The following is a 26,378-nucleotide window of genomic DNA, read 5'->3' as shown; positions in this document are numbered from 1 at the left end:
GGCGAAATAGATGCGTGAAGATGTTGCGATTGTCGGCATCGCCTGCCGATATCCGGGCGCGGAACACGCGGGCGCATTCTGGGACAATCTCGCGAACGGGCGGTCCGGGATCACGGAGGTCGGCCGGGACCACTGGAGTTCGGACACCTTCTACTCGCCCGACGGCGCCGAGACCGGGCAGGTCAACAGCAAGTGGATCGGCAGCCTCGGCGGCTCGCGGAACTTCGACCACGCGTTCTTCACCATGTCGCCGCGCGAGGCGGTCGCGCTGGACCCGCAGCACCGCCTCCTGCTGGAGGAGGCGTGGCACTGCCTGGAGGACTCCGGCCTGCCGATCGACCTGCTCCGCCGGTCGCGGACGTCGGTGAACATCGCGCTGTCGGTGCACGACCACCTGCTCAGGTCGACCGCCAACAACAAGCCGGTGGACGTCTTCGACCCGCTCGGCAACTACCACTGCCTGTCGGCCAACCGCATCTCGTACTTCATGGATCTGCACGGGCCGAGCCGCGCGGTGGACACCGCCTGCTCGTCCTCACTGGTGGCGCTGAGCAACGGCCGGCAGGACCTGCTGCACGAGGGCTGCGACTTCGCGTTCGTCGGCGGGGTCAACCTGGTCTCCTCGCCGTGGCGGTACCTGGCCTTCACCCAGTCCCGCATGCTCAGCCCAGACGGCCGCTGCTTCACCTTCGACTCCAGGGCGAACGGCTACGTCCCCGGTGAAGGCGCCGGAGTGGTGCTGCTGACCACGCTGTCGAACGCGGAACGGCTCGGCTGCCACGTGTACGGGGTGCTCAAGGGCATCGCCACGAACCACAACGGGCGCAACCGGAACATCACCGCCCCCAGCGTCCCGGCGCAGGTCGACGTCATCTCCCGCGCTCTGGCCGACGCACGGATCGAGCCTGCCCAGGTGACCTACGTGGAGGCGCACGGCACCGGCACCAGCCTGGGCGACCCGATCGAGGTCGAGGCGCTCGACCTCGCCTACGCCCGGCAGGACCGGACCACTGCGTTGTCGGTCGGCTCGGTCAAGACCAACATCGGCCACGTCGAGGCGGGCGCGGGGCTGGCAGGACTGATCAAGGTCCTGCTGATGCTCGGCAACCGCACCATCGCCCCCACCCTGAACATCGAGCGGGTCAACCCGCTCATCGAGAACTCCGCCGGGCGCATCGAGTTCCCCGCCGACGCTGTTCCGTGGACGAGCGAGGGGCCACTCATCGCGGGCATCAGTTCGTTCGGCTTCGGCGGGGTGAACTGCCACGCCATCGTGTCGGAGTACCAGCCGAACTCGGTGCGGGACAACGCATCCAGCGGTGATGCCCCGGTCTTCACCCTGGCGGCCAAGACCCCCACCGCACTCACCCGCTCGCTCGCCGACTGGTCCCGGCACGTGCGGTCCGCGTCGCCGGAGGCCCTGACAGGCCTCTGCCGCGCGTCGAACCAGCGCGACCTGACGCTGCCGTACCGGTTCGCCGCGCGCGCCGATGATCTCGCCACCGCACTCAGCGGCCCGGACATCCGCCACTGCGAGGGCCGGCCCGAGGTCGCCGTGCTGCTCACCGCCGGCCCGTTCGCCAGCCACTTGGCGACGCTGCGCGCGTTGGCCGAGCGCAACGTGCACGGCGCCGAACTGGTCGCGCTCTGCGGCAACGGTGCCGCTGCCGCCATGGTGCACTCCGGGATGATGTCGATCAGCACCGCCACCGACGCGCTGGCAGGCGACGGCGTCCTCGTCGCGTCGGCGCCGCCGGCGATGGCCGTGCACATCGGCGGACAGTTGTTGCTGCCCAACGAGATCACCGCCGACTACCTGGCCGGGCTCACCGACCGCTGCGCCCGCTCCACAGCCGCCGTCGCCGGCTACGCGGCACAGGCTGCCGGTCTCCTCGGACACCAGCACACCTTCACCCGCGCGATGAGCGGCTGGGTGAACCCCGCTCGCGCCCACGGCGTGGACCTGATCGAGACCGTCCAGGACTTCGCGACCACTGCGGACTCGCTGACACCCGAGCAACGGGCGATGATCGCCCTTGCGATCGACGTGGCGCACACCGAGATCGACGACGCCTGGGGCCTGACCCCTGCCGGATGGCTCGACGAAGGCACGCACGAGCTGGCGAACCTGGTGCGCCGCGACATCCTCTCCCCCATGACGGCACTGGAGCTGCTCGCCGGGACCGCCGACCTGGCGGTGGTCGCCGCGCAGGCCCGCGACCACCGCGACGTCCGCTCCACGGTGCTGGCCGACCTGCCGCTGCTCCGGGAGCACACCGCCAACCGGTACGCCGGCCTCCGCATCCCCGCCAGCGCCGAGTGGGAGTACCCGCAGGGTGTCCGGGCGGACTGCCTGGCCGTCATCGGTGCGTTCACCGATCCCGCGATCCGCTCGGTGCGAATCGACACGTCGACGACGGACGAGTTCGCCGCCTCGCTGATCGGGCTCTGGCTCGCGGGGTGCGCGGTCGACTGGGCCGGGGCGCAGACCGGCATCGAGCGCATCCCGGGACTGCCCGGCTACTCGTTCGACCAGCACGAGCACTGGCAGGAGGACGCGGAGTTCAGGTTCGACGGCCGGGAACCCGCCGAAACGGTGGCGCGGCACGAGGTGAGCGCTCCGGCGCCAGCCATCCCGCAGACCACGACGGACTCGCAGGCCACGACAGACTCGCAGGACGACCTGGCGGCGGACCTGCGCGAGCTGTTGCGCGAGCTGGTGGGCAAAGGCACCCGCAACCCGCTCGCCGCGGTGCTGCCGGACACCGAGTTCGCGGACCTCGGCATCGACTCCCTGATCATCCACTCGCTCAACGGGGAACTGTCCCAGCGCTTCGGCGAGGTCGCGGTCACGCTGTTCTTCGAGTGCCGCGACATCCGCTCGCTGGCCGACCGCGTCCTGCGGGACTACCGGCCGGCGGTCGCCGCCCACTTCGCCGCTCGAGGTGACGCTCCGCGCGGTGCGGAAGCCGCTGCCAGCCGGCCGGCACCGCCGATCACACCCCGGCGGCACCACCGGACCGAACCCGGCCGCGCCACCGACCAGCCGATCGCCGTCATCGGCCTCGATGCCCGGTTCCCCGGCGCGGACACGCTCGACGAGTTCTGGGCAGGCCTGTGCGCGGGCACCGACTCGATCACCGAGATCCCCCGCGACCGCTGGGACCACGACCGCTACTTCGACCCCCGCCGCGGCACGCCGGGCAAGGTGTACGCCAAGTGGGGCGGCTTCCTCTCCGACGTCGACTGCTTCGACGCCTCCACCTTCGGCATCGCGCCGTCCGACGCCCGGTTCATGGACCCGCAGGAGCGGCTGTTCCTGGAATCCGCGTACGGGTGCCTCGTGGTCGCGGGTTATGACCGGGAGCGTCTGCGCACCGCGCACGACAACGAGGTCGGGGTCTTCGCCGGCGCGAGCTTCAACAACTACCAGCTGATCCAGCACGAGGCCGACCAGACGCGGGGCAGCGGTCCGAACGGCGTGCTCAACTCGCAGACCTACGCGATCGCCAACCGGGTGTCGTTCACCTACGACCTGCGCGGCCCCAGTCTCACCCTGGACACCGCTTGTTCGTCCTCGTTGTACGCCGTGCACATGGCTTGTGAGAGCCTGCGCCGCGGCGAGTGCGAGCTGGCGATCGCGGGCGGGGTGAACCTGTCGCTGCACCCGTCGAAGTTCCAGATGATGGCGCACTACCAGTTCCTGTCCTCCGACGGGCGATGCCGGGCGTTCGGTGCCGGCGGTGACGGTTATGTGCCTGCCGAGACGGTCGGCACCTTTCTGCTCAAACCCCTCGACGCCGCGGAACGTGACGGCGACCGGATCTACGGCGTCATCCGGGGCAGCGCGCTCACCCACGGTGGCCGCACCAACGGGTTCACCGTCCCCAACCCGGCCGCCCAGGCGCTGGCGATCGAACGGGCGCTGCGCCAGGCCGCGGTCGATCCGGGCACGATCAGCTACGTCGAGGCGCACGGCACGGGGACGCAGCTGGGCGACCCGATCGAGATCGCCGGCATCACCGCGGCGTTCGGCACGGCGCGGAAGCAGTACTGCGCCGTGGGTTCGGTGAAGTCCAACATCGGCCACGGTGAGGCGGCGGCGGGCGTGGCCCAGATCGCCAAGGTGGTGCTGCAGATGCAGCACCGCACGCTGGTTCCGTCACTGCTGCACTCCGACCGGACCAACCCGTCGATCGACTTCGCGAACTCGCCGGTGTACGTGCAGCGCAGCCGTGAAGAGTGGAACCCCGCGCGAACGGGGCTCGGCGACATCCCGTTGCGCGCCGGCATCTCCTCGATCGGCGCGGGCGGCACCAACGTCCATCTCGTCATGGAGGAGTACCGAGGATGACCGCCGCTCGTTACGTCCTCACGATCTCAGCGGGCACCGCCGAGTCCCTCACCGCCTACGCGCAAGGGCTGGCCGCTTTCCTTGCCAGCAACGGGCCACGGGCGTTCGGGCACACCGCGACGCTGCCGGGCGTTGCCGCGACGCTGCTCAACTTCCGGCGATGCGCGCCGCACCGCCTCGCGTTGAGCGCGGCCACCCTCGCCGAGGCCGCCGCCAAGCTCGCCGTCTTCGGCGAGCACACGTCGAACCCGAAGCTGCTCGCCCCCCAAGGCTTGTACGCGAACGTCGTCGACCGGAGCGCCTTCGACGGCGTCGAGGACCAGGACCTCGACTACCTGCTGGCGCTCGCCGCGAGCGCACGCCACGACCAGCTCGCGAGGCTGTGGTCCGTCGGGTTCCCTGTCGACTGGCGGCACGTCTACCCCGAGCTGGCCACCGAACGTCCGGTCTACCTGCCGCCGCCTCCGTTGCACCGGCGCCGGTACTGGCCGGGGCCCCGGACCGAAGGCCCGCCTGAGAGAACGACGACGGCCGCGCCGCCACAGGCCGTCGTGCCGGAGCAGGCCCAGCCGGCGCGGCTGCTCACCGAGCTGACGACCCTGCCGACCCCGCTGCGCGTGGGCCGGATCTGCGACTACCTGCAGGACCACATCGCCCGGCTGCTCGACTACCCCCAGGGCGAACTCCCCCACACCGACAGCGGTTTCTTCGACCTGGGCATGTCGTCCGTCCACCTGGCACAGCTGCGTCAGCACGTCATCGCCGACACCGGGTTCGAACCGGCGGAGACCTCGGCGTTCGACCACCCGACGATCGCCGCGTTCGCCACTCACCTGGCGCACGAGCTGGCAGGCGACAACGAGGCCGCGCCCGGCCCTGAGCTCCCGCTGCTGCACGCGCTCGGCCAGGACGACATAGACCGGCTCTCTCCCCACGAGCTCGAACGGGCCCTCGCCGAGGTGCTCTCATGACCCACGAACACGAGATCCGCACGCTCAAAGCGTTGCTGCGCAAGTCACTCGACACGATCCGCGAGCTCAACCACAGCGAGCCGATCGCTGTCATCGGCATGGCCTGCGAACTTCCCGGCGGGGTCACCACGCCGGAGGAGTACTGGGACCTGCTGCGGTCCGGCCGCGAATGCGCCCGCGATCTGCCCACCAGCGAATGGGTGGCCGACCGCTATCGGCGCTACTTCGACCAGCATCCGCGCCCGGCCCGCTTCGCCCGCGCCAACTACCTCGACAGCGACGTCATGCGGTTCGATCCGCGCGCCTTCGCCATCTCCCCGAAGGAAGCGCGGGACATGGACCCGACGCAGCGGCTCGCGCTGAAGCTCACCGCGCAGGCACTGGAGCGTGCGGGATACCAGCCGCGGCGCGTCGACGGCCGCGTCGGTGTGTACTTCGGTGTGATCGGCGGCGAGTACGGCGCGCTCGCAAGGCAGTCGGCCGAGCCGGGCTCGTACGCCGCCACCGGCTCGCTCAACAGCGTGGTGGCCGGCCGCATCAGCCACACCTTCGACTTCACCGGACCCGCGGTGGCCGTCGACACCGCGTGCTCGTCCTCTTTGGTCGCGCTGCACCTGGCGTGTGCGGCCATCCGCGCCGGCGACTGCGACGTGGCCGTTGTCGGCGGGGTGAACCTGCTGCTCGACCCGTCGATCTTCACCGTGCTGTCGGGCATCGGCGCGCTGTCCGCCGACGGCCGATGCCGCCCGTTCGCCGCGGAAGGTGAAGGATACGGCCGTGGTGAGGGCGGCGGCGTGATCGTGCTGAAGCGGTGGAGCGACGCCGTGCGTGACCGTGATGACGTGCTGGCGCTGGTGCGCGCCACGTCGATCAACCACGACGGCACGTGCAGCGGGCTGACCGTGCCGAACGGCCGGGCGCAGAGTGCCCTGATCGAGCAGACCCTGCAGCGGTCGGGTCTGCGCGCCGCCGACGTCGACTACCTGGAGGCGCACGGCACCGGCACGCGGCTGGGCGACCCCATCGAGATGTCGGCGGCCGGCGCGGTCTACGGCCGCGATCGACCCGCTGACCGGCCGCTCGTCGTCGGTTCCGCGAAGGCGCAGATCGGGCACCTCGAAGCGGCGGCGGGCATCGCCTCGCTCATCAAGCTCGTGCTGGTGCTGCAGAACCGGCTCGTGCCCGCGCAACTCGTCGCGGGCGAACCCAACCGCAACATCGACTTCGAGCGTCTCGGCCTGCGCCCGTCCTCCACCGAAGCGCGGCTGGCCTCTCCTCACCCCGTCGGAGCGGTCAGCTCCTTCGGCTTCAGCGGCACGAACGGGCACGCGATCCTGTCGGCCGTCCCGCCGGCGGAGGCCACGCGGGCGGGGCAGCGGTTGAGCGCGCAGCCGATCCTGCTGTCGGCTCGCTCGGCGACCGCGCTGACCGACCAGATGCGCCGGCTGGCCACCTGTCTTACCGAGACGGACGCCGACATCGAAGACGTCGGGTTCACGCTGGCGGTCGGCCGGGAGCACGGACCGTTCCGCGCCCACCTGCTGGCCGAGACTCGCGAACAGGCAGCACGCGTCCTGGAGGCCAGGCTGGCCGCCGCGTCGATCGTCACGCCGTCGCGGCTGTTCCGTGCCGGGCAGGCCAAGCTCGGGTTCTTCATCGGGGCGGCAGGAACCGGGCAGCGGCCCTGGTACGGCCTGTTCCCGGCATTCCGCGCCGGGTTCGACCGGGTCGACGCGGCCTGGTCCGACACGGGTGAGCCGGCGCTGGCCCGCTGGCTCGAGCCGGACGCCCGGCCTACCGACGCGGTGGAGTCCGCCGCCCTGCAGCTCGCACTCACGTGCGGCACGGTGCGGGTCTGGCAGGCTTTCGGCATCCAGCCCGCGATCTGGCTGGCCGAGGGAATCGGCTGCCTCGCGGTCGCCGTCGAGACCTCTGCTCTCACCCCGCGTGAGGCCCTCGCCGAGCTGAGGCTGCTCGTCACCGGAGCCGAGGTCCGTCCGGACCGGAGCATCGACCTGCCGATCGCCGGCGCGCCCGGCCACCGCGAGTTCGACGCCGCCGTCATCTGCCCCCGCGACGGCGACTTCGTCGGTCCCCGGCACCTGGCCGACCCCGCCTACTGGGCTGCGGCCGCCACCGCCCGCGCCGACCTCGACGCGGCGGGCAGACTGTGCCGGGAGCACGACGTGCGCCTCGGCCTGGTGATCGGTGACAGCGGTGCGACCACTCGTCTCCGGGAGCAGCTCACCCTCGTCGACGCGGCCGAGGACCTCGTCGGGTGCCTGACGCGCCTGTACGAGCTCGGCTTCGACCTCGACTGGCGCCCGCTCTACGAGCACACCGCGGCACGCCGGGTCGTCGTGCCCACGAGCCGGCTGGACGAAGCGGTGTACGCCTTCGAAGCCGTTGCCGCGCAACCGGTCCGCTCCGGTTCGCTGCAACCGGTGCGGCAGCTCTCGCCCGGTGGCGGCGTGGAGGTGGGCTTCGAGCTGGACCCGGCCGAGCTGGCACTCGCGGACACGCACCACGTCGTCCACATCGGATTCTTCGTCGAGATGCTGTTGCGCGGGCTGAAAGAGGTCGCACAGGACCGCGACTTCGAGGTGACCGACATGCGGTTCAGCACCGCACTGGTCCTGCGCGACACACCCGGTACCGTCCGGCTGGTGTTCGAAGGGTTGCGCGGCCCCCAGGCGAGCTTCGCGTTCCACTCGCTCTCCGATGCGACGAACAACCAATGGCAGCAACACGTGCACGGCACACTCAGCGCGCAACCACCAGCAGCAGAGCAGCAGCGTGCTCACCCGTTGGCACGCGTGTGCTCCGGGACCGAGTTCTACGCCGGCTTGGCGGCACGCGGAATGCACCTCGGGCCGAGTGTGCGCGTTGTCGGCGAAGTGTTCCGTGACGACTCCGGCGTCCGGGCCACCGTCGCGCCGGAACACCGCACCGCGCCGGCACAGGCCGCCACTCGGGTCACCCCCGGTCTGCTGGACGCCTGTGCGCAGCTCTTCCACGCCGCACTGCCGTCCGGCGAGCAGTCGGCGTTTCTGGTGGAACGGTTGCAGGGCCTGGTCATTCACGCCGGCGCACCTGTCACGGCGTCCGAGCTGCGGCTGGACGACGTGCGGTTCGACCCCGCCGAAGCCCTCGCTCATGGTCGCGTGACGGTCTACGACATCGGCGGCCGGACCGTGCTCCACTGCGCCAACGCCACCGTGCGCATCGTCGAAGGCGGCATCGAGTCGGTGCTGGCCGCCGCCGAACCCGTCGCCGGCGACCTGCTCCTCACCGCCGACGACCTGGCCGCCACGACAGCAGGCGAGCGAGCCGCCGTCGAAGCCATCGTGCGCCGTCTGCTGGCCAAGCTGACCGACGCGCCCGAGGACAGCATCGGGCCGCACGACTCGACGACCGCGCTCGGCATCGACTCCCTGCAGGCCACCACACTGCACCGGGCACTGCGGCCGATCGACGCGGACGGGCGGGTTCCGCTGGCGGACATCGTCGCCGGGATCTCCGTCGCCGACCTGACCACCCGGCTGCTGGGCAGGCGCAACGGGGTCACGGTGCCCGCACGCGCCGGCTATCTCGGACAGAGGAAGGACACCACGGCCAAGGTCCGGCTGCTGTGCATCCCCTACGGGGGCGGCAGCACGCTGCTGTTCCAGCGCTGGCAGGGGCTCCTCGGCGACGACGTGGACGTGTGCCCGGTGGCGCTGCCCGGCCGCGGCGAGCGCCTCGGCGAACCGTTGGTGCCCAACGTGTACGACCTGGTGGACGCCCTCGAACGGGAAGCCGCGCAGTACTGCGACAAGCCCGTCGTCATCTACGGACACAGCGCCGGCGCGCTGATCGGCTACCTGCTGGCGCTACGGCTGCGACGACGTGGCATCACCGCCGTGCGGCACCTCGTCGTCGGTGCCTTCAGCAGTCCCGGACGTGGCGAGAACCCGTTCTACCGCGACTGCCTGCGCTCCCTCTCGGACGCCGGCTACCCGGAGATGCCGAGCACCGCACAGATCCGGGCGCTGGACGTGGCCGGGCTGCGCACACTCGCGCGGCTGATGCTGCTTCCCACCCCGCCGGACGTGGACGCGGAGTTCCTGCGTCTCACACTGCCGATCCTGGCCAGCGACATCCGGCTCGTGGGCAGCTTCCGGCACAGCGACGCGGAGACGCTCGACATCCCGATCACCGCGGTGCACGGCACCGGGGAAGACCGGGTGTCCGGTGACGAGATGCGCGAATGGCGCCGCCACACGTCGGCGGGCTTCGACTTCCACGCCTTGGCGGGCGACCACTTCTTCCTCCATCCCGACCAGCGGCAGCACGAACTGCTCGACATCCTTCGTGAGGTTCTGAAATGACTACCGTGGACACAGCCGAGGTCGAGGTGCTCGTGGTCGGCGCGGGCCCTGTCGGCCTCGTTCTCGCCTGCGCACTCGCCGACAGCGACGTGCGGGTGCGCATCATCGACAAGCACGAGCACTGGTCACCGTTGAGCAAGGCCATGACTCTCACGCCGCGCACGCTGGAGTGCTTCCACATGCTCGGCGTGGCCGAGACCTGCCTGCGGCAGGGCATCATGTCGCAGCGGATCAACCACCACACCCAGCGCGGAAGCATCATCGGTGTGGCGGACCTGGGCGAGCTCGAAGGCGACTACCTCGGGTTGTTGCAGCTCGGTCAGAGCGACACGACCGGCATCCTCGACCGGGCGGCGGCCGAGCGGGGCATCACCGTCGAACGCGGCCGCGCGCTGACCGACATCGACGTCGACGGCGACGGCCATCGCTGCCACCTGCTCGACACCGACGGCCGGGCCTCCACGGTCACCGCGCGGTTCGTGGTCGGCACGGACGGCGGCCGCAGCCGGGTCCGCGAGATCGTCGGCGCGGAGTTCGACGGTGCGGAGCAGGACGAGACCTTCATCATGGCCGACATCGAGATGAGCGGGTTTCCCCATCACGCGCACGAACGGCACCAGTTCTGGCTCGACGAGGGCACCTTCCTGGCCGTCCTGCCGATCGACGGCCGCATGTTCCGGCTCGTCTCCACCTGCCGGGTCGCTTCCGCCGAGGTGGACGAGGAGTTCGTGCTGCGCCGGTTCCGGGAGGTGCTGAGGGCCGTCGGGCTCGACACCGTGGCGCTGGGCGATCCGTACTGGGTCAGCCGGTTCAACCCCCGGCAGTTCATCGCCGACCACTTCCGGACAGGGGGAATCTTCCTGGCGGGCGACGCCGCGCACGTCCAGAGCCCCATCGGCGCCCAGGGGCTGAACACCGGCATCCAGGACTCGGTGAACCTGGCCTGGAAGCTCGCGCTGGTGCTGCGCGCCAAGGCGGGTGACGCCCTGCTGGACACCTACCACGGGGAGCGGTTCCCGGTGGCGCAAGCCCTGTTCGACTACAACAACATGCTGAGCGAACGCGTCTTCGGCCGGGACCAGTCCCAGCGCGAGCGGCTGCGCCGCGACAACGAACGCCTGCGCGATCCTGCCTACCACACCGCGGAGATCGCCAAACTCAGTCAGTTCGCCGTCGCCTACCCGGCCCCGGCGGGATCCGTCACCCGTCCCGGGGTCATGCCCGGCCGGCGAATGCCTTCCTGCACCCTGACCACAGCCTCCGGCCCGTTCGACCTGCTCAGCGAACTAGGCGCCCGGCGACACGTCGTCCTCGCCTTCGCAGGCCCGCACGACACCACAGAGTCACTCCTCGGGCAGACCATGGAGAAGTACCAGGAACGCCTGGGACACAATGCACTCCGCGTCCACACCGTGCACGAGCGCGTGTCCCCCGCCCAGCGGTACGACGCACCCGCGGGTCTGATCGACATCGCCGGCCGCTGTCGCAACAGCCTCGGACTCCGGTTCGGCGACGTCGTCGTGATCCGACCCGACGGCCACGTGGGAGCGCTGGCCGATGCCACTTCACCGTCCATTCTGGACGACTACCTCGACCGCCTGTTCACCACGGCGAACTGACCGAAGGGGAGCACCGTGCCGGTGTTCATGTTCGCGGGCCAGGGCTCGCAGTTCGCGGGAATGGGCCGCGACCTGTTCGACGAGTTCCCCGAGCACCTCGCGCACGCGGACGAGGTGCTCGGCTACTCCGTGCGCGACCTGTGCCTGGACGAACGGCGACTGACGTCCACCAGGTTCACCCAACCCGCCCTGTACGTCCTGAACGTCCTGACCTACCTGCACGTCCAGCGAACCCGTGGGCTCGAACCGACCGCTCTGCTGGGCCACAGCCTCGGCGAGTACTGCGCACTGCACATCGCCGGCGCGTTCGACTTCCGCACCGGACTCGCCCTGGTGGCTCGCCGCGGCGAGCTGATGGCAGCAGCCGACGGCGGCGCCATGGCCGCCGTTGTAGGACTCGATGCCGACGCCGTGCACCGCGCACTCGCCGACTGGAGCGGATCCGGACTATGGGTAGCCGGCTACAACACGCCGGACCAGGTCGTGCTCTCCGGTGCACACACCCAGGTGCACGCGGCCAAGGACCACTTCCTCGCCGCAGGAGCACGCACCTATGTCCCGCTCAACGTCAGCGGCGCCTTCCACTCCCCCTTGATGGCGGCGGCCCAGGCGGATTTCGAACGCGAGCTGGCCCGAACCGACCTGCACACCCCACGTGTACCAGTGGTGAGCAACAGCACCGGCACCGTCCACACCGACGAAAGGCTCCGACAGCACCTGGGCGCACAGATCTCAGGCCCGGTCCGGTGGGTGCAGAGCGTGCAACTGCTGGCCGACCGCGGCGAGACCTGCTGGATCGAGATCGGTCCCCGGAAAGTCCTCACTCCGATGGTCGAGAAGATCCTCGCGGCCTGAGGCACCTGACCGCGGACCCACGGGGTTGCGGCTCGCCGGCTCGGGCTGCGTCAGCCTTTGCACGGGCGTGTGTCCGGTGCGGCGATGCGGGCCGTACCCAGCCCAATCAAGCGGAAGCCTCGACGATCTCCGCCTTGAACTCCGGGATGAACGCGCGACGAGGACACCCAGGGGCTTGTTCGAGCCCGTGGTCTTCACAAAGGACATCCCTCCGGGGCACGACCCCGATCTCAGATGTCCGTCCTCTGAGCACCTGACCGGAAGTCCTGTCCGAAACGACGGGCTACCCCCCACCCCGAACTTGAGCGCGCCCGGCTCAAGTCTAGAACCGCACGCGGGGACCTTTCGTACTGTCAGAGCACACGCGGGGACCCCGCGTACTGCAAAAAAAGGGCGTGCCGGGCCCCTTGTGACTCATCGGGAACTGGACCCGACGGGCCGGGGACAAGACTTCTCGCCAGGTGCTTAGGGGAGAACTCCCGCCGCGCTCGTGCAGTACTGCCAGAACGCGACCACGTCCTCCGGCTTCTCGCCGGTGGTCGGCAGCAGGTGGGTCGGACGCTCGCGGCGGTCGTGCCAGAACTGGCCGGTGCGCGGGGCGGGACTCGTGGCGGCCAGCCAGACGATCGTGTCGGCGCCTTCCTCGGAGGTCCGGAGGAAGGCGCCGGTCAGCTTGTGGAAGCCGGGCAGTGATCCGGCGACGCCCGGGGTGTCGGCCCAGCCTGGGTGCATGCCGTGCACGGCGATGCCGTCGGCCGCATAGCGTTCCGCCAGCAGTGGGACCAGCGCGACCTGCATGCGTTTCGTGCGCGCGTAGGCGGTGGCGCCGCGATAGGTGCCCTCGCGGTACTCGGGGTCGTCGCCGCGGAGACGTTGGGTGTACATGCCGCCGGACGAGACGAACACGACTCGCGGGTCGTCGGAGGCCGCGAGCAGCGGGCGCAGCAGGTCGGTCAGCAGCAACGGGCCGAGGACGTGCGTGGCGAACGTCAGCTCGTGGCCCTCGGCGGTGACCTTGCGTTCCTGCGGCAGGACTCCGGCGTTGTGCACCAGGACGTCGAGGCGGTCGATCTCCGCGGCGAACCGGCGCACGGACTCCGGGCTCGACACGTCGCAGAGCCCGATCTGGACGACAGCCTCCGGGACCGCAGCCACGATCTCGGCACGGGCAGCTTCGCCCTTGCGTTCGTCGCGTACGGCCAGCACGACCTCCGCGCCGAGACGGGCCAAGCCCAGCGCGGTCGCCTTGCCGATGCCCGAGCCTGCCCCGGTCACGACGGCACGGGCGCCGTTCAGGGCGCCGGGTTCCAGGGCGGACCAGCTGCCCTTGCGGAGCCGGTAACCCCACTTCGAGTAGCCGGGGACCACGAGCCGGTCGGCCACGGTGTCGAGCACGCTCATCAGTCCGCTCACCTCTGGTGTTCGTCAGCCGTAGCGAAGTGGTTTCCTCGCGGGGCCGTCGAGCACACGTGACGCCAGCCACGCCAGCCCGTCCGCGGTGGTGGCCGGGGTGCCCGTGGGCTGGACGACGTGGCTGAGCACGGTGCGCGTCATGAGGTCGATCAGCACCTCGATCTGCTCGGCCGTCAGGCCCGTCCGGTACGACTCGACGCGGGCCGCGAGCATCACCTTGACCTCGGTGAGCAGGGTCTCGGCGTGGGTGGTCAGCAGCGGGACGAGCTCGGTGTCGGCGCCGTGCGTGGCGGAGGCGATGGCGCGGACCAGGAGGTTGCCGCGGGCGAGTTCGAGCACGTCGCGGACGGCGTCGTGGATCGCCTCGACGAGGTTGTCCGCGTGACGGTCGAAGGCGTCGCTGATGGCACTGATGAACCGGTGCAGCTCGTGCGCGAGCATGGCGTCGGCGAGGGAGTTCTTCGAGCCGATCTCGTTGTAGACGGTCTGACGGCTGACGCCGACCTGCTCGGCGAGCCGCGTCATCGTGACCGCGGCCCAGCCGTCGCGGGCGGTCATCTCGATCGCCGCTTCGATGATCGGCTGCCGGCGTGGACCGGAAGCCGCTGGAGAAGTACCGCCCATGACCAGATCCTAGGCCGACGTCACGCGGCCCGGCGCCACGAAGTCGATCTTCTCGCGCACCCCGCAGTCCGGGCAGCACCACGAGTCGGGGATGTCCGCCCAAGGCGTTCCGGCGGGGAAGCCCTCGCGCGGGTCGCCCGTCTTCTCGTCGTAGACGTAGCCGCAGCCTGGGCACATGCCGCCCGCGGTCGCGTCACCACGGCTGTCCACGATCACGTCCGAACCGGTGTCCGTGCCGCCGTACCGGGCGAGGACCTTCGCGCGCTTGCCGGGCTGGATGTTGGCGCGGCCGATGTCACCGCCGAAGTGACCCTGCACCCGCGGGTCCATCACGCGCCGCCACAGCGGCGGCACCAGGGCCAGCAGGATCATGCCCGCGTACCCGGTCGGCAGCACCGGGGACTCGGCGAAGTCGCGCAGCGTCTGGTAGCGCCGGGTCGGGTTCGCGTGGTGGTCGCTGTGCCGCTGCAGGTGGTAGAGCAGGACGTTGGTGGCGATGTTGTTGGAGTTCCAGCTGTGGCTGGGATCGACCCGCTCGTACCGCCTGCGGCCGGGCGCCCCGACCATCTGCCGCCGCATCCCGTAGTGCTCCATGTAGTTCACGACCTCCAGCAGCGAGAAGCCGATCACCGCCTGGACCAGCAGGTACGGCACGATGCCCGCGCCGAGCCACGCGATCATTCCGGCCCACAGCACGGCCGACATCAGCCACGCGTTGAGCACGTCGTTGCCCAGCCGGTACGGGTGCCGGTCGCGCCGGCCGTACCGCTTGCGTTCGAGCCGCCACGCCGACTTGACCGAACCGAAGACCGTGCGCGGCCAGAAGCGGTAGAAGCTCTCGCCCACCCTGCTGCTCGCCGGGTCCTCCGGGGTCGCGACCCGCACGTGGTGGCCGCGGTTGTGCTCGATGTAGAAGTGGCCGTAGAAGCTCTGCGCGAGCGCGATCTTGGACAGCCAGCGCTCGTGGCTCTCCTTCTTGTGGCCCAGCTCGTGCGCCGTGTTGATGCCGATCCCGCCGATGCACCCGATCGACACCGCGAGGCCGATCTTGTCCACCACGGCCAGGTCACCGCGCGCGATCAGCCAGAACGCCACCACGAACCCGATGTACTGGATCGGCAGGAACAGGTAGGTGATCCAGCGGTAGTAGCGGTCGTTCTCCAGCCGCTCGATCACGTCGTCGGGAGGGTTGCTGCGGTCGAGACCGGCGAAGAGGTCGATCGCCGGGACGATGACCAGCACCACGATCGGGCCGATCCAGAACCACACGCCCCAGCCCGTCGCCGCGTGCATCCCGATCGCCAGGAACGCAAGCGACGGGACGACCAGCCCCAGCAGCCACAGGTACCGCTTGCCGTCGGTCCACTGCTCGGTTGAGCCGACGGGCACCGTTGCCTTCATGTCGCTCATGCCACTCTCCTCCGGAGGTTGACAGAACGGTAGGGCATGTAAACCCAGTTGGACAAGAGGGCACTATTTGTAAACCGCGAGCAGCGTCGTGGTGCGCCGCTTGTACGCGACGGCCGACACCGTCAGGCGGACGCGCACGTCGGGGAGCACGGCGCCGAGGGCCGCGGAGATGTCGTGGACGGTCCGCAGCGGCGAACTTCCGCGCCACACCACGACCTCGACGTGGATCTCACCCTCGGAGGACAGTTCGACGCTGTGCACAGCGGGGTGACACAGAGCGGTCTGCTCGACGACAGACAGCCGCTCGTCCTGGGTCAACGGCGTGCGCAGCTGGACGACTCGGTGGCTGGGGCTGGTCAACGGAACTCCTCGTGCAACTGGTGCGGGGGCACCAGTCAGGACCACGGGGATGCCCGGTCCGTCACGCTCGTTCACCGAATCGGGGTACGACGCCGTTCAGCCGCAGGTAGGCGAGCAACGGCTGGGAGTGGCTGTGCAGGTTCGCGACGGGATACGCCTGCATCGCGGTGCCGAAGTCGGGCAACGCCCACGTCTCACCAGGACGGTCGCTGTCCGGGGCGAGGTAGCAGTCGGGGCCGGACAGCGTTCCCGACCACACCTCTGGATAGGCGGCCGTGTGTGCGTGCAGGGTCATGCGGTGCCACTCGTCCCACGCCAGGTCCATGTCGTAGTGGGAAGCCGCCCAGATCAGGGTCATGTTGACCGATGCCCACACCTGGCCCTGCGTGCCTTCGGGAACGGGCCAGCGGTGAAGGGCGCCCAGCGGTGAACCGGCCCGGCAGGTCTCATCGATGGTCTTGAGGAGTGCGCGCGCCTGGTCAGAAGTGGCGGCACCGCACAGGATCGCCCACGGCTGCACTTCCAGCCACAGGTCATGATCACCGACTACCTTGCGGCCGGGGCCATGTGCGCGCCGGAACCAACTGCCGTTCCACTCCCCTGCGACGAGCTCACGAAGAACCGCAGCGCGTTGGCGTGCCTCGGCAGCGGTCGCGGCATCACCCAGGCGATCGGCGAGGTCCGCGTACAACGGGAGCACCCAGGCCGCCATCGCCGAGTTCAGCACCGACTCGCCCCGCTCGATCATCACCTCACGGTCCACTCCGGACTCCTTGATGGCGAGGTCGTTCCAGTCGGCGTTGAGGATCCGGACGTGGCCGTGCTCCCCCACGCCCACCTCGTCCACGAAGAACCTGAACTGGCGCCGCAGGTTCTCGCCGAGTGCAACGGGATCGGCGCCGTGGCTCGGGTGGTACGGCACGGGTTCGCCGAACGCGGCGAGGTCTCCGGTCGCGGCGGCGTACTCGGCGGCGAGCCAGAGCGCCCACAGGTTCTGGTCGGACGGGCGGAACAGCTGCGTCCATGGTTGTTTGCGGCCGCCGAGCGCGTACGGGAGGTCGCCGTCCTGGCTTCCCCAGGCACACGTGTTGCGCAGCACCGAGAGCGCCAGGTCCGGTTCGAGGTGCACCAACGGCAGGGCGTGCTGCAACGGATCCCTTGCGGCGCCGTTGAAACCGTGCCGGAACGAGTACGCCGAACCCTGGTTCAGCGTGTGCCCGCCGAGCACTCCGTCGACGCAGGCGCCGCCCGTCAGCAACGCCGCGTGCCACTGGATCTCGGCGGGTGCCGACGGGAGACGGTCCCGCAGGCCGGCCAGACTGGCCGCGTAGAGGGCTTCGGGGTCCGCGGGTCCGTCGAGCAGGCCGAACCGGAACCACACGGTCGTCCGTTCCCCCGACACGAGGTCGAGCGCGGCCTCGACGGTCAGCGTCCCGGCGGTGGTCTCCGCCCGTTCGCCGCCGAAGTTCTCCAGCGCCACCACGGGCGCGTCCGGCGGGGCGTCACCGCGCACGGGCCCGAACTCCAGGTCCACGAGACGCGGCCGCACCACCCACTCCTCGCTCAACGACCGGCGCAGCACCCCATCGCACCGGTTGAGCACGTCGACCCTGATCAGCACCCACGGCACCGCACCCTCCGGGCACAACACCGTGCGTTCGACCTCGACGTCGTCCGACACCACGGCCATCCGGCAGAAAGTCGGCCCGAAGAGCTTCGCGGAGGAGTCGATCGGCAGATCGCCGAGCCGGGCGACACCGGTCTGCTCGGCGATCCACCGGCAGCCGAGGTGCTCGTCCCAGACGCCGAAGAGCCCGTCGCTGTCGGCCACCAGGGTGATCCGGCGGTTGCCCAGGTGCACCCGGTGCGTCGACGACGGCGGGTCGATGATCGGATCCCACGACCGAGGGCCTGCCCGGTACTCGAACGCGGGCAGGCCCTCGACTGTCGTCCACTCACCGAACGCGCTCACACGGGAGAGCGTTGCGGCACGACCACCTGGCGGGCAATCGTCCGATCAGCGCCAGAACCCGCGGCGGCGGTCCGGTTCGGCGGCCTTCACCGCCGCGAACCCCCGCAGCACCTCCAACGCCCGCGCCCACGTCCTGTCCACGTCTGTCCCGGCGCCGATCTCCTCGACCAGGGCGCGCAACGGCTCGTACGCCGCGCCCTGCCGGCCGGAGATCAGGATGCCGAGCCGGCTGGCCAGGTCGGCGAGCAGGTCGCGTCGCTCCCACGCGGGCAGTGCCGCGTCCTGCTCCAGGCGCTGCACCTCGCGCGCGACGATCTCGCGCAGGTCGGCCGGGTCGTCGGCCGGCGGGACCGGTGCGGGCGCGGAGATCCGCTTCGGTGCCGCCGCGTCGGCGGCCGGCATTCCCTCGGGTGCGGAGCCGCGCATCAGCTTCCGCGCCCTCGGCCGGCCGGCCGAGACGGCCATGGGCGCGGCAGGGGGCGGGGGCGCGCCGTAACCGCCACCCGGTGCTCCACCGGCGAAACTCGGTGCGGCACCGGCAAAACTCGGCGCCGCCATCGGGAACGCCGGAGACTGGAGCTCCCACCCGGCGGGCTGTTCGACCGGCTGCACCACCCGGTGCACGGTCCCGTCGGACACGACCCGCTCGTCCACCGCCACGAACGCGGTGAAGCGGCACAACACCCCGAACTTCAGCGAGGTCTGGACGATCTCCGACTCCAGCGACCGGTCGCCGACCGCGTACCGGTCCTCCAGGTCGCGCAGCGCGGCCCGGGCCCACTGCGCCCGCACGGCCGGCGAGGTGTGCCGCCGCACGGGTACCGTCTCCTGCCAGTCCGCGCCGTCCCTGGTCCGGCCGCGCACGCTGAACGACTCCGGCGCCGTGCCGCGGTACCGGCCGAACGCGACCAGCGGCACGCCCGGATAGATCGCCGTGGGCAGCCGGGGCAGGTCGGACGACGGCGACAGCACCACGTCGGTGATCACCGGCGCGCCGATCCTCCGCTGGATGTGCGTCATCGCCTCGTCGAGCCGGTCCTCGCTCTCGACCAGTTCGCACCGGCCCGCACCGGCGGCGGCCAGCCTGCCGAGGAAGCCCGCGTTGACGGCCGAGTCGATGCCGACGGCGTGGATCCGCGTCCGGTTGATGACCGGGGCGATGTCTCGGAGCATCTGGTCCTCGTTGCCGACCTGACCGTCCGTGACGAGCACGAGGACGGGGTCGCGTCCCGAGGCCGCGTCGGCGAGCAGGCTCAGGCCCTGCCGCAGCGGTTCGTACATCTCGGTGCCGCCGCGGGCCTGCACGCCTGCCAGGTGCTCGACGGCGCGGAACCGGTGGCGGTCGGTGGCCGTGACGAGTCCGCCGCCGAGCGTCTCCGGCCGTTCGACCTGGTGGTCGAAGGTCAGCACGGAGAACGTGTCGTCCGCGGTCAGCGTGTCGACGATGCGGGCGGCCGCGCGCCGGGCCGCGACCATCTTCCAGCCCGACATGCTGCCGGACCGGTCGAGCAGCAGCACGACGTCACGCGGCCGCACCGGTGCCTCGGGCTCGGGCGGCAGCACCGTCAGCTGGTAGGTGCCCTCACCGCTGTCGTCCGGGTCCGGCACGCACACGACCGCGGAGCTGTTCCCCCGGTACGCCAGGCGGAGCACGAAGTCGCGGTCGACCCGCTCACCCGGCGTGACCGTCACGGTGTTGCCCTCGGCGACCACGGTGTGCAGGCTCGACCGCACCTCGCCGAGCTCCAGCCCGGCGGCGTCGATCTCCACGCCGATCCCGAGCCGCACGGGGTTCGGGAAGCCCGGCAGCAGCACGGGCGGCGAGATCCGGGACGCGTCCGGCACGAGGTCCGTGTCGGTGGCGTGCCCGTCGCCCACGGACGGGCCCGGCAGCGGTGTGCCCGGCACGTACCTCGGCGCCACCACCAGCGGGAACCGGAACGTGGCCGCGCCGTCCTCGAACACCAGCGGCCCGACCATGGTCAGCTCGACGGACACCCGTTCACCCGCGGGGATGTTGCCCACGCGCATGGTGAAGACGTCGGGCCGTTCCTCCTCCACGATGGACGCCTGCTGGCCGGCCGCGATCGCGTTGTCGTAGGTCTGGCGGGCCTGGGCGCGTTCCTGCAGGTCGGCTTCCACCGTGCGGTCACCCGCGGTCATCTTCATGCCGGTGACGGCGGCGCGGTCCGGCAACGGGAACACGTAGGTCGCTTCGAGCGCGGTGTCGTAGGTGTTCACGAACCCGGTCTTGAGCACGACGCGGCCGACCAGACCGGTGATCGTCGCTCTCACATCTAGCTGTTCCAGGGGCAGGTTGCCGCGTTCGGTGCGCAGCGCGCCGAGTCCCGCGTCCTCGGTCGTCCGGCCGATGCGGTCGGTTTCGGCGGCCTTCATCGGGGCGACGGAGAAGGTCATGACGGTTCCCTTTCGTTGAGCAGGCCGCGGGCGGCGAGCAGGTCGAGCAGTGGCCGGGCGGCCGCCGCGATGTCCGCGCGGTCGGCCGCGGTGGGCGTGCCCGGCACGAGGACGACGGCACCTCCGCCGAGCGCGACGCCGTTCAGGGCGAAGGCCTCGGCGGGTGCGGGCGGGGCGGGCGGCGCGGCGGCGGGTTCGGCCCAGAACCTCGGGCGAACGGCCTCCGGCTCCGGCGCGTCACCGGAGTCGAGCAGCTGGTCAGGAACGCGGGCGATGGTCGCGAGCGTCGTGTCGGTGGCGCCCGCGAGCTCGGCTTGGATGTCGGCCAGCGTCCTCCCCTGCGACTGAAGTCTCTTCACCGCCACCAGCTGGAGCAGGTGGCGCTTCTCGTACAACGCCGTGCGGCCGCGCATCGCCGACGGCCTGTCGACCAACCCTGTCGTCGCGTACCAGCGGACGGCCCGTTTGTCGGGCACGTCCCGGACGCGGCCGTTGGGCGCACCCGAGTACTCCGCCGTCAACGCGGCGGAGACGCGGTCCAGCAACTCGTCGAGCGTCCACACCCCCGAATAGTGACACTGCAACCGTGACAGTGTCAACGTCGTAAACCTGATGATGTTCACGCCCGGTAGCCGGGTAGGGTCCGGCGGGTCCGCGTGCCCCTGCAAGCCCCCCACATGAGGACGGAGAGCACGAGTGACCACGGACGAGGTCGGCATCCTGACCGACCACAGCGCCGCGTTGGCGCCGCTGAAGACGCAGACCGCCAAGATCGAGTACGCGCTGGAGCACCTGCCGCGCGGCTGCACGGTGGAGGACGTCCGCCGCTGGCTGCACAAGCAGGGCCAGGCGGTGCCCACCAGCTCCCACACCAGGGCGATCGTGAACAAGTGGCGTGCGCGCAACGGCATGACCGACACGGCGGGCCACGCGCTGCTGACGCCGGAGCTGCTCGCGAAGCTGGACGAGGCCGACAAGGCCGTCCCCGCCGAGCTGCCCGCGCCTGCCGCAGCACTGCCTGCTGCCGAACTGCCCGCCGCACTTCCTGCCACCGAACTGCCCGCGGCCGAACCGCCCGCCAAGCCCGCCAAACCGGCCGGCGCCAAGGGTTTCTACGCCGTCGCGCTGATGAGCATCGGTGTCAGCGTCGACACCTCGTGGCGGTTCTTCGAGCAGCGCCTGGGCATCACCGACGTCGTGGAGCGGGTCGTCCTGTTCTCCGTGATGGAGGCGGCCCTCATCGCATGCGGCTGGGCGATGCGCGGAGGGGTGCGCCGCGACGGCCGTCCCGGCCCTGCCCGCCTGGTGGCCTGGGCACTGACCGCGTTCGCCGCGTTCGCCGCCTTCAGCCTGTCCGGCCCGGTCGCCGGTGGCGCCCGCGTCCTGCTCGGACCGGTCCTCGGCCTGGTGATGCTGCACCTCGCGCTCGGCATCGAGATCCGCGCCTCGCGTCAACGCACGACGACGTGGGCGCGCATCGGCCGCGAGCTCCGGGAACGCCTGTTGTCGTTGCTGGGCCTGGGCGACGACGGCCGCGACGCCCTGGCGCGCACCCGTGACAAGGCGGCGCTGCGAGCCGCGAAGCTCGCCATCGCGAGCCCGTGGACACCGCGCCGGAAAGCCCGTCTGCGCAAGGCACTGCACGCTTCGCACGTCGCGCACGACCCGGTGCAGCGCGACCGCATGCTGCGCGAGCTCGGGGTGCTCCAGCACGCCGACGAGCTCGCCAAGATCTCCCAGCCGTCGCCGTGGTGACCCCGGTCCTGATCTCGGACACCGGGCTCGCCGCGGAGATCGCGGCACTGATCAACCGCGTGTACGCCGACGCGGAGCAGGGCATCTGGCTGGAGGGCAACAGCCGGACCACCGAGGCCGAGGTGGCGGAGCTCATCGCCACCGGACAGCTCGCGGTGGTCCGGTCGGGCGGCCGCGTCGTGGGTTCCGTGCGCGTCCAGCAGATCGAGGACGGAGTCGGCGAGTTCGGGATGCTCGTCGCAGCGCCGGAGGAACGGGGCACCGGCCTGGGCCGCGACCTCGTGTCGTTCGCCGAGAACTGGGGCCGTGCGCACGGTTTCGCGGAGATGCAGCTGGAACTGCTGGTGCCGCAGGGATGGGCGCACCCGGTCAAGGAGTTCCTGCGCGGCTGGTACACGCGCATCGGCTACAGCCTGGTGCGCAAGGACAGTCTTGAGAGCGCGTACCCGTTGCTGGTGCCGCACCTCGCGTGTCCGTGCGACTTCCTCGTCTTTCGTAAAATCCTCGATCCCAGTAAGTGAACTCTCAACCGGTTTGATCGAGGTGCGAGGTAGCGTCCGCCTCCTGAAGCCGAGTTTGAGGAGACGAACCGTGCGTCGTCGTATGCGTGGCACCGCCGTGGCCGCGATCGCGCTGACCAGCCTCATAGTGGTGAGCGCCTGCGCCAAGGACTCCGGTGGTGGCACCTCGCCCACCGGGTCCGGCAGCGCCTGCGAGTTCTCGACGCCGCCCACCGCGCCCCCCGCGTCCAGCACCAGCGCCGCGAGCGGTGACAAGGTCGACGGCAGCGCGTTGAAGATCGGCCTGGCCTACGACATCGGCGGCCGCGGCGACGCGTCGTTCAACGACCTCGCCGCAGCCGGGTTCGACCGGGCGATCAAGGACATGGGCGTCAAGAAGGAGAACACCCGCGAGCTCTCCGCGGCACCGAACGAGGACGAGGCCGCGAAGCAGACCCGCCTGCGCCAGCTCGCGACCGAGGGCTTCAACCCGATCGTCGGCGTCGGCTTCGCCTACACCGAGTCGCTCAAGGTCGTCGCGCCGGAGTTCCCGAACGTCAAGTTCGGCCTCGTCGACTCCGCTGTGGACGGTGCGGCCAACGTGACGCCGCTGGTGTTCGCCGAGCAGGAGGGCGCGTTCCTCGCGGGCGTCGTCGCCGCGTACCAGAGCAAGAAGTGCCACGTGGGCTTCGTGGGCGGCGTGGACATCCCGCTGATCCAGAAGTTCGAGGCGGGCTACAACCAGGGCGCCCGCACGGCGGCGCCGAAGGTCAAGATCGACAAGAAGTACATCACCCCGGCAGGCGACTTCACCGGCTTCCAGGACCCGCCGAAGGGCCAGGAGGCCGCGAAGGGCCTGATCGACAAGGGCGCCGACGTCGTCTACCCGGCGGCGGGCGCGTCCGGCATCGGCGTGTTCGCCGCGGTCAAGCAGGCGGGCGTGCTCGCGATCGGCTGCGACGCCGACCAGTACAACCAGCCGGCACTCGCGGCCAACCGCGACGTGATCGTCGCGTCGAGCCTCAAGCGCGTGGACGTCGCCGTCTACGACTTCTTCCACGCCGCAGCGGCCAACAACCTCGCGTCGCTGCCCAAGGTCTTCGACCTCAAGTCGAACGGCATGGGGTACGCGACGTCGGGCGGCAAGATCGACGCGAAGCTGCAGGGGATCCTCGAGGGCTACAAGGCGCAGATCATCGAGGGCAAGATCAAGGTCGCCGACCAGATCTAGCGGCCGAACGGGCGAACCGGAGAGCACGAAGATCACCTCGATAGGTTGATCTTCGTGCTTCCCCGTGCTCGGCTGCGCGTCCTGGTCGACGCCCCGTGGTTCAACAAGCTGATCACCGCGGTGATCCTGGTCAACGCGGTGACGCTGGGCGCGGAGACGTCGCCGGAGCTGCTCGCGTCGTTCGGCGAGGCCCTGCACGTGATCGACCGGCTGGCGCTGGCGGTCTTCGTCGCGGAGCTCGCGCTGCGGTTCGGCGCGTACGGCAGGAGCTTCTTCCGCGATCCGTGGAACTGGTTCGACACCGTGGTCGTCGTGGTCACCCTGCTGCCGGCGGCGTCCGGGTCGTTCTCCGTGCTGCGCGCGTTGCGGGTCCTGCGGGTGCTGCGGCTCGTGTCCGTGGTGCCCAGCATGCGGCGGGTCGTGTCGGCGTTGCTCACGGCGTTGCCGGGCATGGCCTCCATCACCGCGTTGCTGGCGCTGGTGCTGTACGTGTCGGCGGTCATCGCGACGAAGCTGTTCGGCACGGTCGCGCCGGAGTACTTCGGGCATCTCGGCGACTCGCTGTTCACCCTGTTCCAGGTGATGACCGGCGAGGCGTGGTCGGAGGTCGCGCGGCAGGTCATGGCGGAGAGGCCGTTCGCGTGGGTCTTCTTCGTCGGCTATCTCGTCGTCACCTCGTTCACGGTGCTCAACCTGTTCATCGCGGTCGCGGTGACCGCGATGCAGAGCCAGATGACCGAGGAGCACGCGGAGCACGACCGCGAGGAGATGGCGGCGACGATGGAGATCCTCGCGGAGGTCCGCAGGCTCCGCGCCGACGTGGAGGCACTGCGCGGCAAGGCCTCGGTCTGAGCTGGCAGGATCGGCCCATGCGCGTGCTGCTCCCCCTGCCCGACCAGGACTTCGACGTCACCGAGGTCGCGGTGCCGTGGAAGGTGCTCACCGACGCCGGGCACGAGGTGGTCTTCGCGACCGAACGCGGCGGCACCGCGCCGGCGGCCGATCCGTTGCTGCTGACCGGTGTCCTGTTCGGCAAGCTCGGCGCCGAGGCCGAGCCGAAGGCGTTCTACCGGGAGATGCTCGACTCCCCCGCCTACCGCGCACCGCTGGCGTGGAGGTCGGTGGTGCCGGAGGAGTTCGACGGGCTCGTACTGCCCGGCGGGCACGCTCCGGGGATGCGGCAGTACCTGGGTTCCGCGGAGCTCCAGCAGGTCGTCGCGCGGTTCTGGGCGCTGCGACGGCCCGTCGGCGCGATCTGTCACGGCGTGCTGGTGCTCGCCCGCGCCGGGGTGCTGGCCGGGCGGCGCACGACGTGCCTGCCGAAGTACATGGAACGGGCGGCGTACTTCTCCACTGCGTGGCTGCGCGGGCGGTACTACCGGACCTATCCCGCGTACGTGCAGGACGAGGTCGTGGCGTCGGGTGCGGTGTTCGAGCGCGGGCCGGTGGAGCTGAGCAAGCGCGGCACGGCCACCGACGACGGGCCCGCGTTCGTGGTGCGGGACGACCAGTACGTGTCGGCGCGCTGGCCGGGTGACGCCTACCTGTTCGCCAGGACGTTCGCGGAGCTGCTCGCCTAGCAGTGCTGGAAGGCGTACGCCGCGTTGTCCGGCCCGACCAGCTTCCGGTCGCGCAACGTCGTCGTCTTCGGGGTCGCCGGGTCCGCGCACACCTCGGCGAACGTGCCGCGCAGGTTGTCGGTGTACTCGATGTCCATCACCTGGGCGCCGTAGACCTCGGTGTACGCCGAGCACTCGGAGAAGGCGTGGCACTCCTCGGTGACGGCGAAGTCGAAGCCGACCTCGTCGTGGGCGCGCCTGCTGACCTCGGCCGAGTTCTTCTGGCCGATCGGCAGGCCCCGGTCGTGGGTCCGCGCGCTGAGCAGCGCCGCGTACGCGAGGTTGTGGTCGATCGTCAGCCGGTCGCCTGAGCGCGTGTACGAGTCGAGGTTGTCGATCTCGACGGACTGGAAGCCGCGGTCGGCGCAGCGGGTGATCGACTCACCGGTGATCCGCGCGAGCTCGTCCCGGTTGGACGGTGCCGAGGTGTCCAGCAGGAGCTCGTCCGGCCACTCGGGATCGATCACCGGTTCGCCGCCGGAGTCCTTGAGGATCAGGTGCCTGCGCTGGGTCAGCCACAACTCGCGTTCCTGCGGCTGGGTCTGGAAGCCGTTGACGTAGCAGACGTTGTGCACGCCCGGCGCGGGTGAGGCGGTGCTGTCCCTGGCCACCAGGGTGACCCCGGCTGGCGGCGGGTACGCGGTGCCCAGCTGGTAGTCCAGCACGGCGGGTGACGGCGGCAGCGTCACCGCGGCCCGGTGCACCGGCGGTGGGTCGTCGTGACCTCCTGTGCACCCGGCGAGCAGTGCGACGAGCAGGAGGATCACCCTGCCAGGAGCGGCGGTCGTACTCACCGTGTCATTTCATCACACCGCCACACCGCAACAGGTGGTTTACCACTTCGCCGTCATCTCGTTTCCCCGTGACGGGTACTCCTCACCCGCAGGAGTTCGGGCGAGGAGGAGCG

General features: G+C 70.6%; 18 protein-coding genes. 10 read left to right on the top strand and 8 right to left on the bottom strand.

Translation table 11 applies throughout. The features are described 5' to 3' along the window. Positions 1–10 precede the first annotated feature (10 nt). The 5 genes from ACSHWB_RS34615 to fabD are packed head-to-tail and all read left to right on the top strand — an operon-like array spanning position 11 to position 12,169. Positions 11–4,354 carry a beta-ketoacyl synthase N-terminal-like domain-containing protein gene (locus tag ACSHWB_RS34615; RefSeq protein ID WP_439657500.1) on the top strand — a complete coding sequence of 1,448 codons (4,344 nt, stop codon included), beginning with the start codon at positions 11–13 and terminating at the stop codon, positions 4,352–4,354. After that, a complete protein-coding gene (locus tag ACSHWB_RS34610) occupies positions 4,351–5,325 on the top strand; it encodes a phosphopantetheine-binding protein (RefSeq protein ID WP_439657499.1) in 975 nt (324 codons plus the stop codon). The genes ACSHWB_RS34615 and ACSHWB_RS34610 overlap by 4 nt, the downstream gene beginning before the upstream one ends. Then, positions 5,322–9,695 carry a beta-ketoacyl synthase N-terminal-like domain-containing protein gene (locus ACSHWB_RS34605; RefSeq protein ID WP_439657498.1) on the top strand — a complete coding sequence of 1,458 codons (4,374 nt, stop codon included), beginning with the start codon at positions 5,322–5,324 and terminating at the stop codon, positions 9,693–9,695. Before ACSHWB_RS34610 ends, ACSHWB_RS34605 begins: the two co-directional genes overlap by 4 nt. Then, on the top strand, positions 9,692–11,314 hold the full coding sequence (locus ACSHWB_RS34600; protein WP_439657497.1) for an FAD-dependent monooxygenase: 1,623 nt from the start codon (positions 9,692–9,694) through the stop codon (positions 11,312–11,314). Before ACSHWB_RS34605 ends, ACSHWB_RS34600 begins: the two co-directional genes overlap by 4 nt. 15 nt (positions 11,315–11,329) lie before the next feature. After that, positions 11,330–12,169, top strand: coding sequence for an ACP S-malonyltransferase (gene fabD, locus ACSHWB_RS34595; protein ID WP_439657496.1), 840 nt, complete (start codon positions 11,330–11,332; stop codon positions 12,167–12,169). Between the two features lie 465 nt (positions 12,170–12,634). On the opposite strand, the gene ACSHWB_RS34590 is transcribed toward fabD, so the two are convergent. The 7 genes from ACSHWB_RS34590 to ACSHWB_RS34560 form a co-directional block, all read right to left on the bottom strand. Continuing rightward, the gene (locus ACSHWB_RS34590; protein ID WP_439657495.1) at positions 12,635–13,570 is read right to left on the bottom strand and encodes an SDR family NAD(P)-dependent oxidoreductase; all 936 of its coding nucleotides are present in this window, start codon (positions 13,568–13,570) and stop codon (positions 12,635–12,637) included. 24 nt (positions 13,571–13,594) lie between these two features. After that, complete coding sequence (locus tag ACSHWB_RS34585; protein ID WP_439657494.1) at positions 13,595–14,206, bottom strand: TetR family transcriptional regulator; 612 nt, start codon at positions 14,204–14,206, stop codon at positions 13,595–13,597. A gap of 9 nt (positions 14,207–14,215) precedes the next feature. Then, positions 14,216–15,616 (bottom strand): fatty acid desaturase, encoded by a 1,401-nt coding sequence (locus tag ACSHWB_RS34580; protein ID WP_439657493.1) that lies wholly within the window; start codon positions 15,614–15,616, stop codon positions 14,216–14,218. A 63-nt stretch (positions 15,617–15,679) separates the two neighbouring features. After that, positions 15,680–15,976 (bottom strand): hypothetical protein, encoded by a 297-nt coding sequence (locus ACSHWB_RS34575; RefSeq protein WP_439657492.1) that lies wholly within the window; start codon positions 15,974–15,976, stop codon positions 15,680–15,682. A 61-nt stretch (positions 15,977–16,037) separates the two neighbouring features. Continuing rightward, positions 16,038–17,948: a GH36-type glycosyl hydrolase domain-containing protein gene (locus ACSHWB_RS34570; protein ID WP_439657491.1), complete on the bottom strand. Its 1,911-nt coding sequence runs from the start codon at positions 17,946–17,948 to the stop codon at positions 16,038–16,040. A gap of 45 nt (positions 17,949–17,993) precedes the next feature. After that, positions 17,994–20,366: a VIT domain-containing protein gene (locus ACSHWB_RS34565; RefSeq protein ID WP_439657490.1), complete on the bottom strand. Its 2,373-nt coding sequence runs from the start codon at positions 20,364–20,366 to the stop codon at positions 17,994–17,996. Beyond that, positions 20,363–20,929: a MerR family transcriptional regulator gene (locus ACSHWB_RS34560; RefSeq protein ID WP_439657489.1), complete on the bottom strand. Its 567-nt coding sequence runs from the start codon at positions 20,927–20,929 to the stop codon at positions 20,363–20,365. The genes ACSHWB_RS34565 and ACSHWB_RS34560 overlap by 4 nt, the downstream gene beginning before the upstream one ends. Before the next feature lie 133 nt (positions 20,930–21,062). Between ACSHWB_RS34560 and ACSHWB_RS34555 the strand changes: the two genes are divergently transcribed. The 5 genes from ACSHWB_RS34555 (at position 21,063) to ACSHWB_RS34535 (ending at position 25,432) form a co-directional block, all read left to right on the top strand. Continuing rightward, the gene (locus tag ACSHWB_RS34555) at positions 21,063–22,121 is read left to right on the top strand and encodes a hypothetical protein (protein ID WP_439657488.1); all 1,059 of its coding nucleotides are present in this window, start codon (positions 21,063–21,065) and stop codon (positions 22,119–22,121) included. Next, positions 22,118–22,642 (top strand): GNAT family N-acetyltransferase, encoded by a 525-nt coding sequence (locus ACSHWB_RS34550; RefSeq protein ID WP_439657487.1) that lies wholly within the window; start codon positions 22,118–22,120, stop codon positions 22,640–22,642. Before ACSHWB_RS34555 ends, ACSHWB_RS34550 begins: the two co-directional genes overlap by 4 nt. Positions 22,643–22,724: 82 nt before the next feature. Then, positions 22,725–23,852, top strand: a complete 1,128-nt coding sequence (locus ACSHWB_RS34545; RefSeq protein ID WP_439664724.1) for a BMP family lipoprotein — start codon at positions 22,725–22,727, stop codon at positions 23,850–23,852. 54 nt (positions 23,853–23,906) lie between these two features. After that, positions 23,907–24,704, top strand: coding sequence for an ion transporter (locus ACSHWB_RS34540; protein ID WP_439657486.1), 798 nt, complete (start codon positions 23,907–23,909; stop codon positions 24,702–24,704). 17 nt (positions 24,705–24,721) lie between these two features. Continuing rightward, the gene (locus ACSHWB_RS34535) at positions 24,722–25,432 is read left to right on the top strand and encodes a type 1 glutamine amidotransferase domain-containing protein (RefSeq protein ID WP_439657485.1); all 711 of its coding nucleotides are present in this window, start codon (positions 24,722–24,724) and stop codon (positions 25,430–25,432) included. Here ACSHWB_RS34535 and ACSHWB_RS34530 read toward each other — a convergent pair. Next, entirely contained in the window at positions 25,429–26,265 is an 837-nt protein-coding gene (locus ACSHWB_RS34530) for an endo alpha-1,4 polygalactosaminidase (protein ID WP_439657484.1), read from the bottom strand. The genes ACSHWB_RS34535 and ACSHWB_RS34530 overlap by 4 nt on opposite strands. Positions 26,266–26,378 lie beyond the last annotated feature (113 nt).

The organism is Lentzea sp. HUAS TT2, from assembly GCF_051853195.1.
Classification (GTDB): Bacteria; Actinomycetota; Actinomycetes; order Mycobacteriales; family Pseudonocardiaceae; genus Lentzea.
This window is presented reverse-complemented; position numbering and strand designations above follow the sequence as displayed.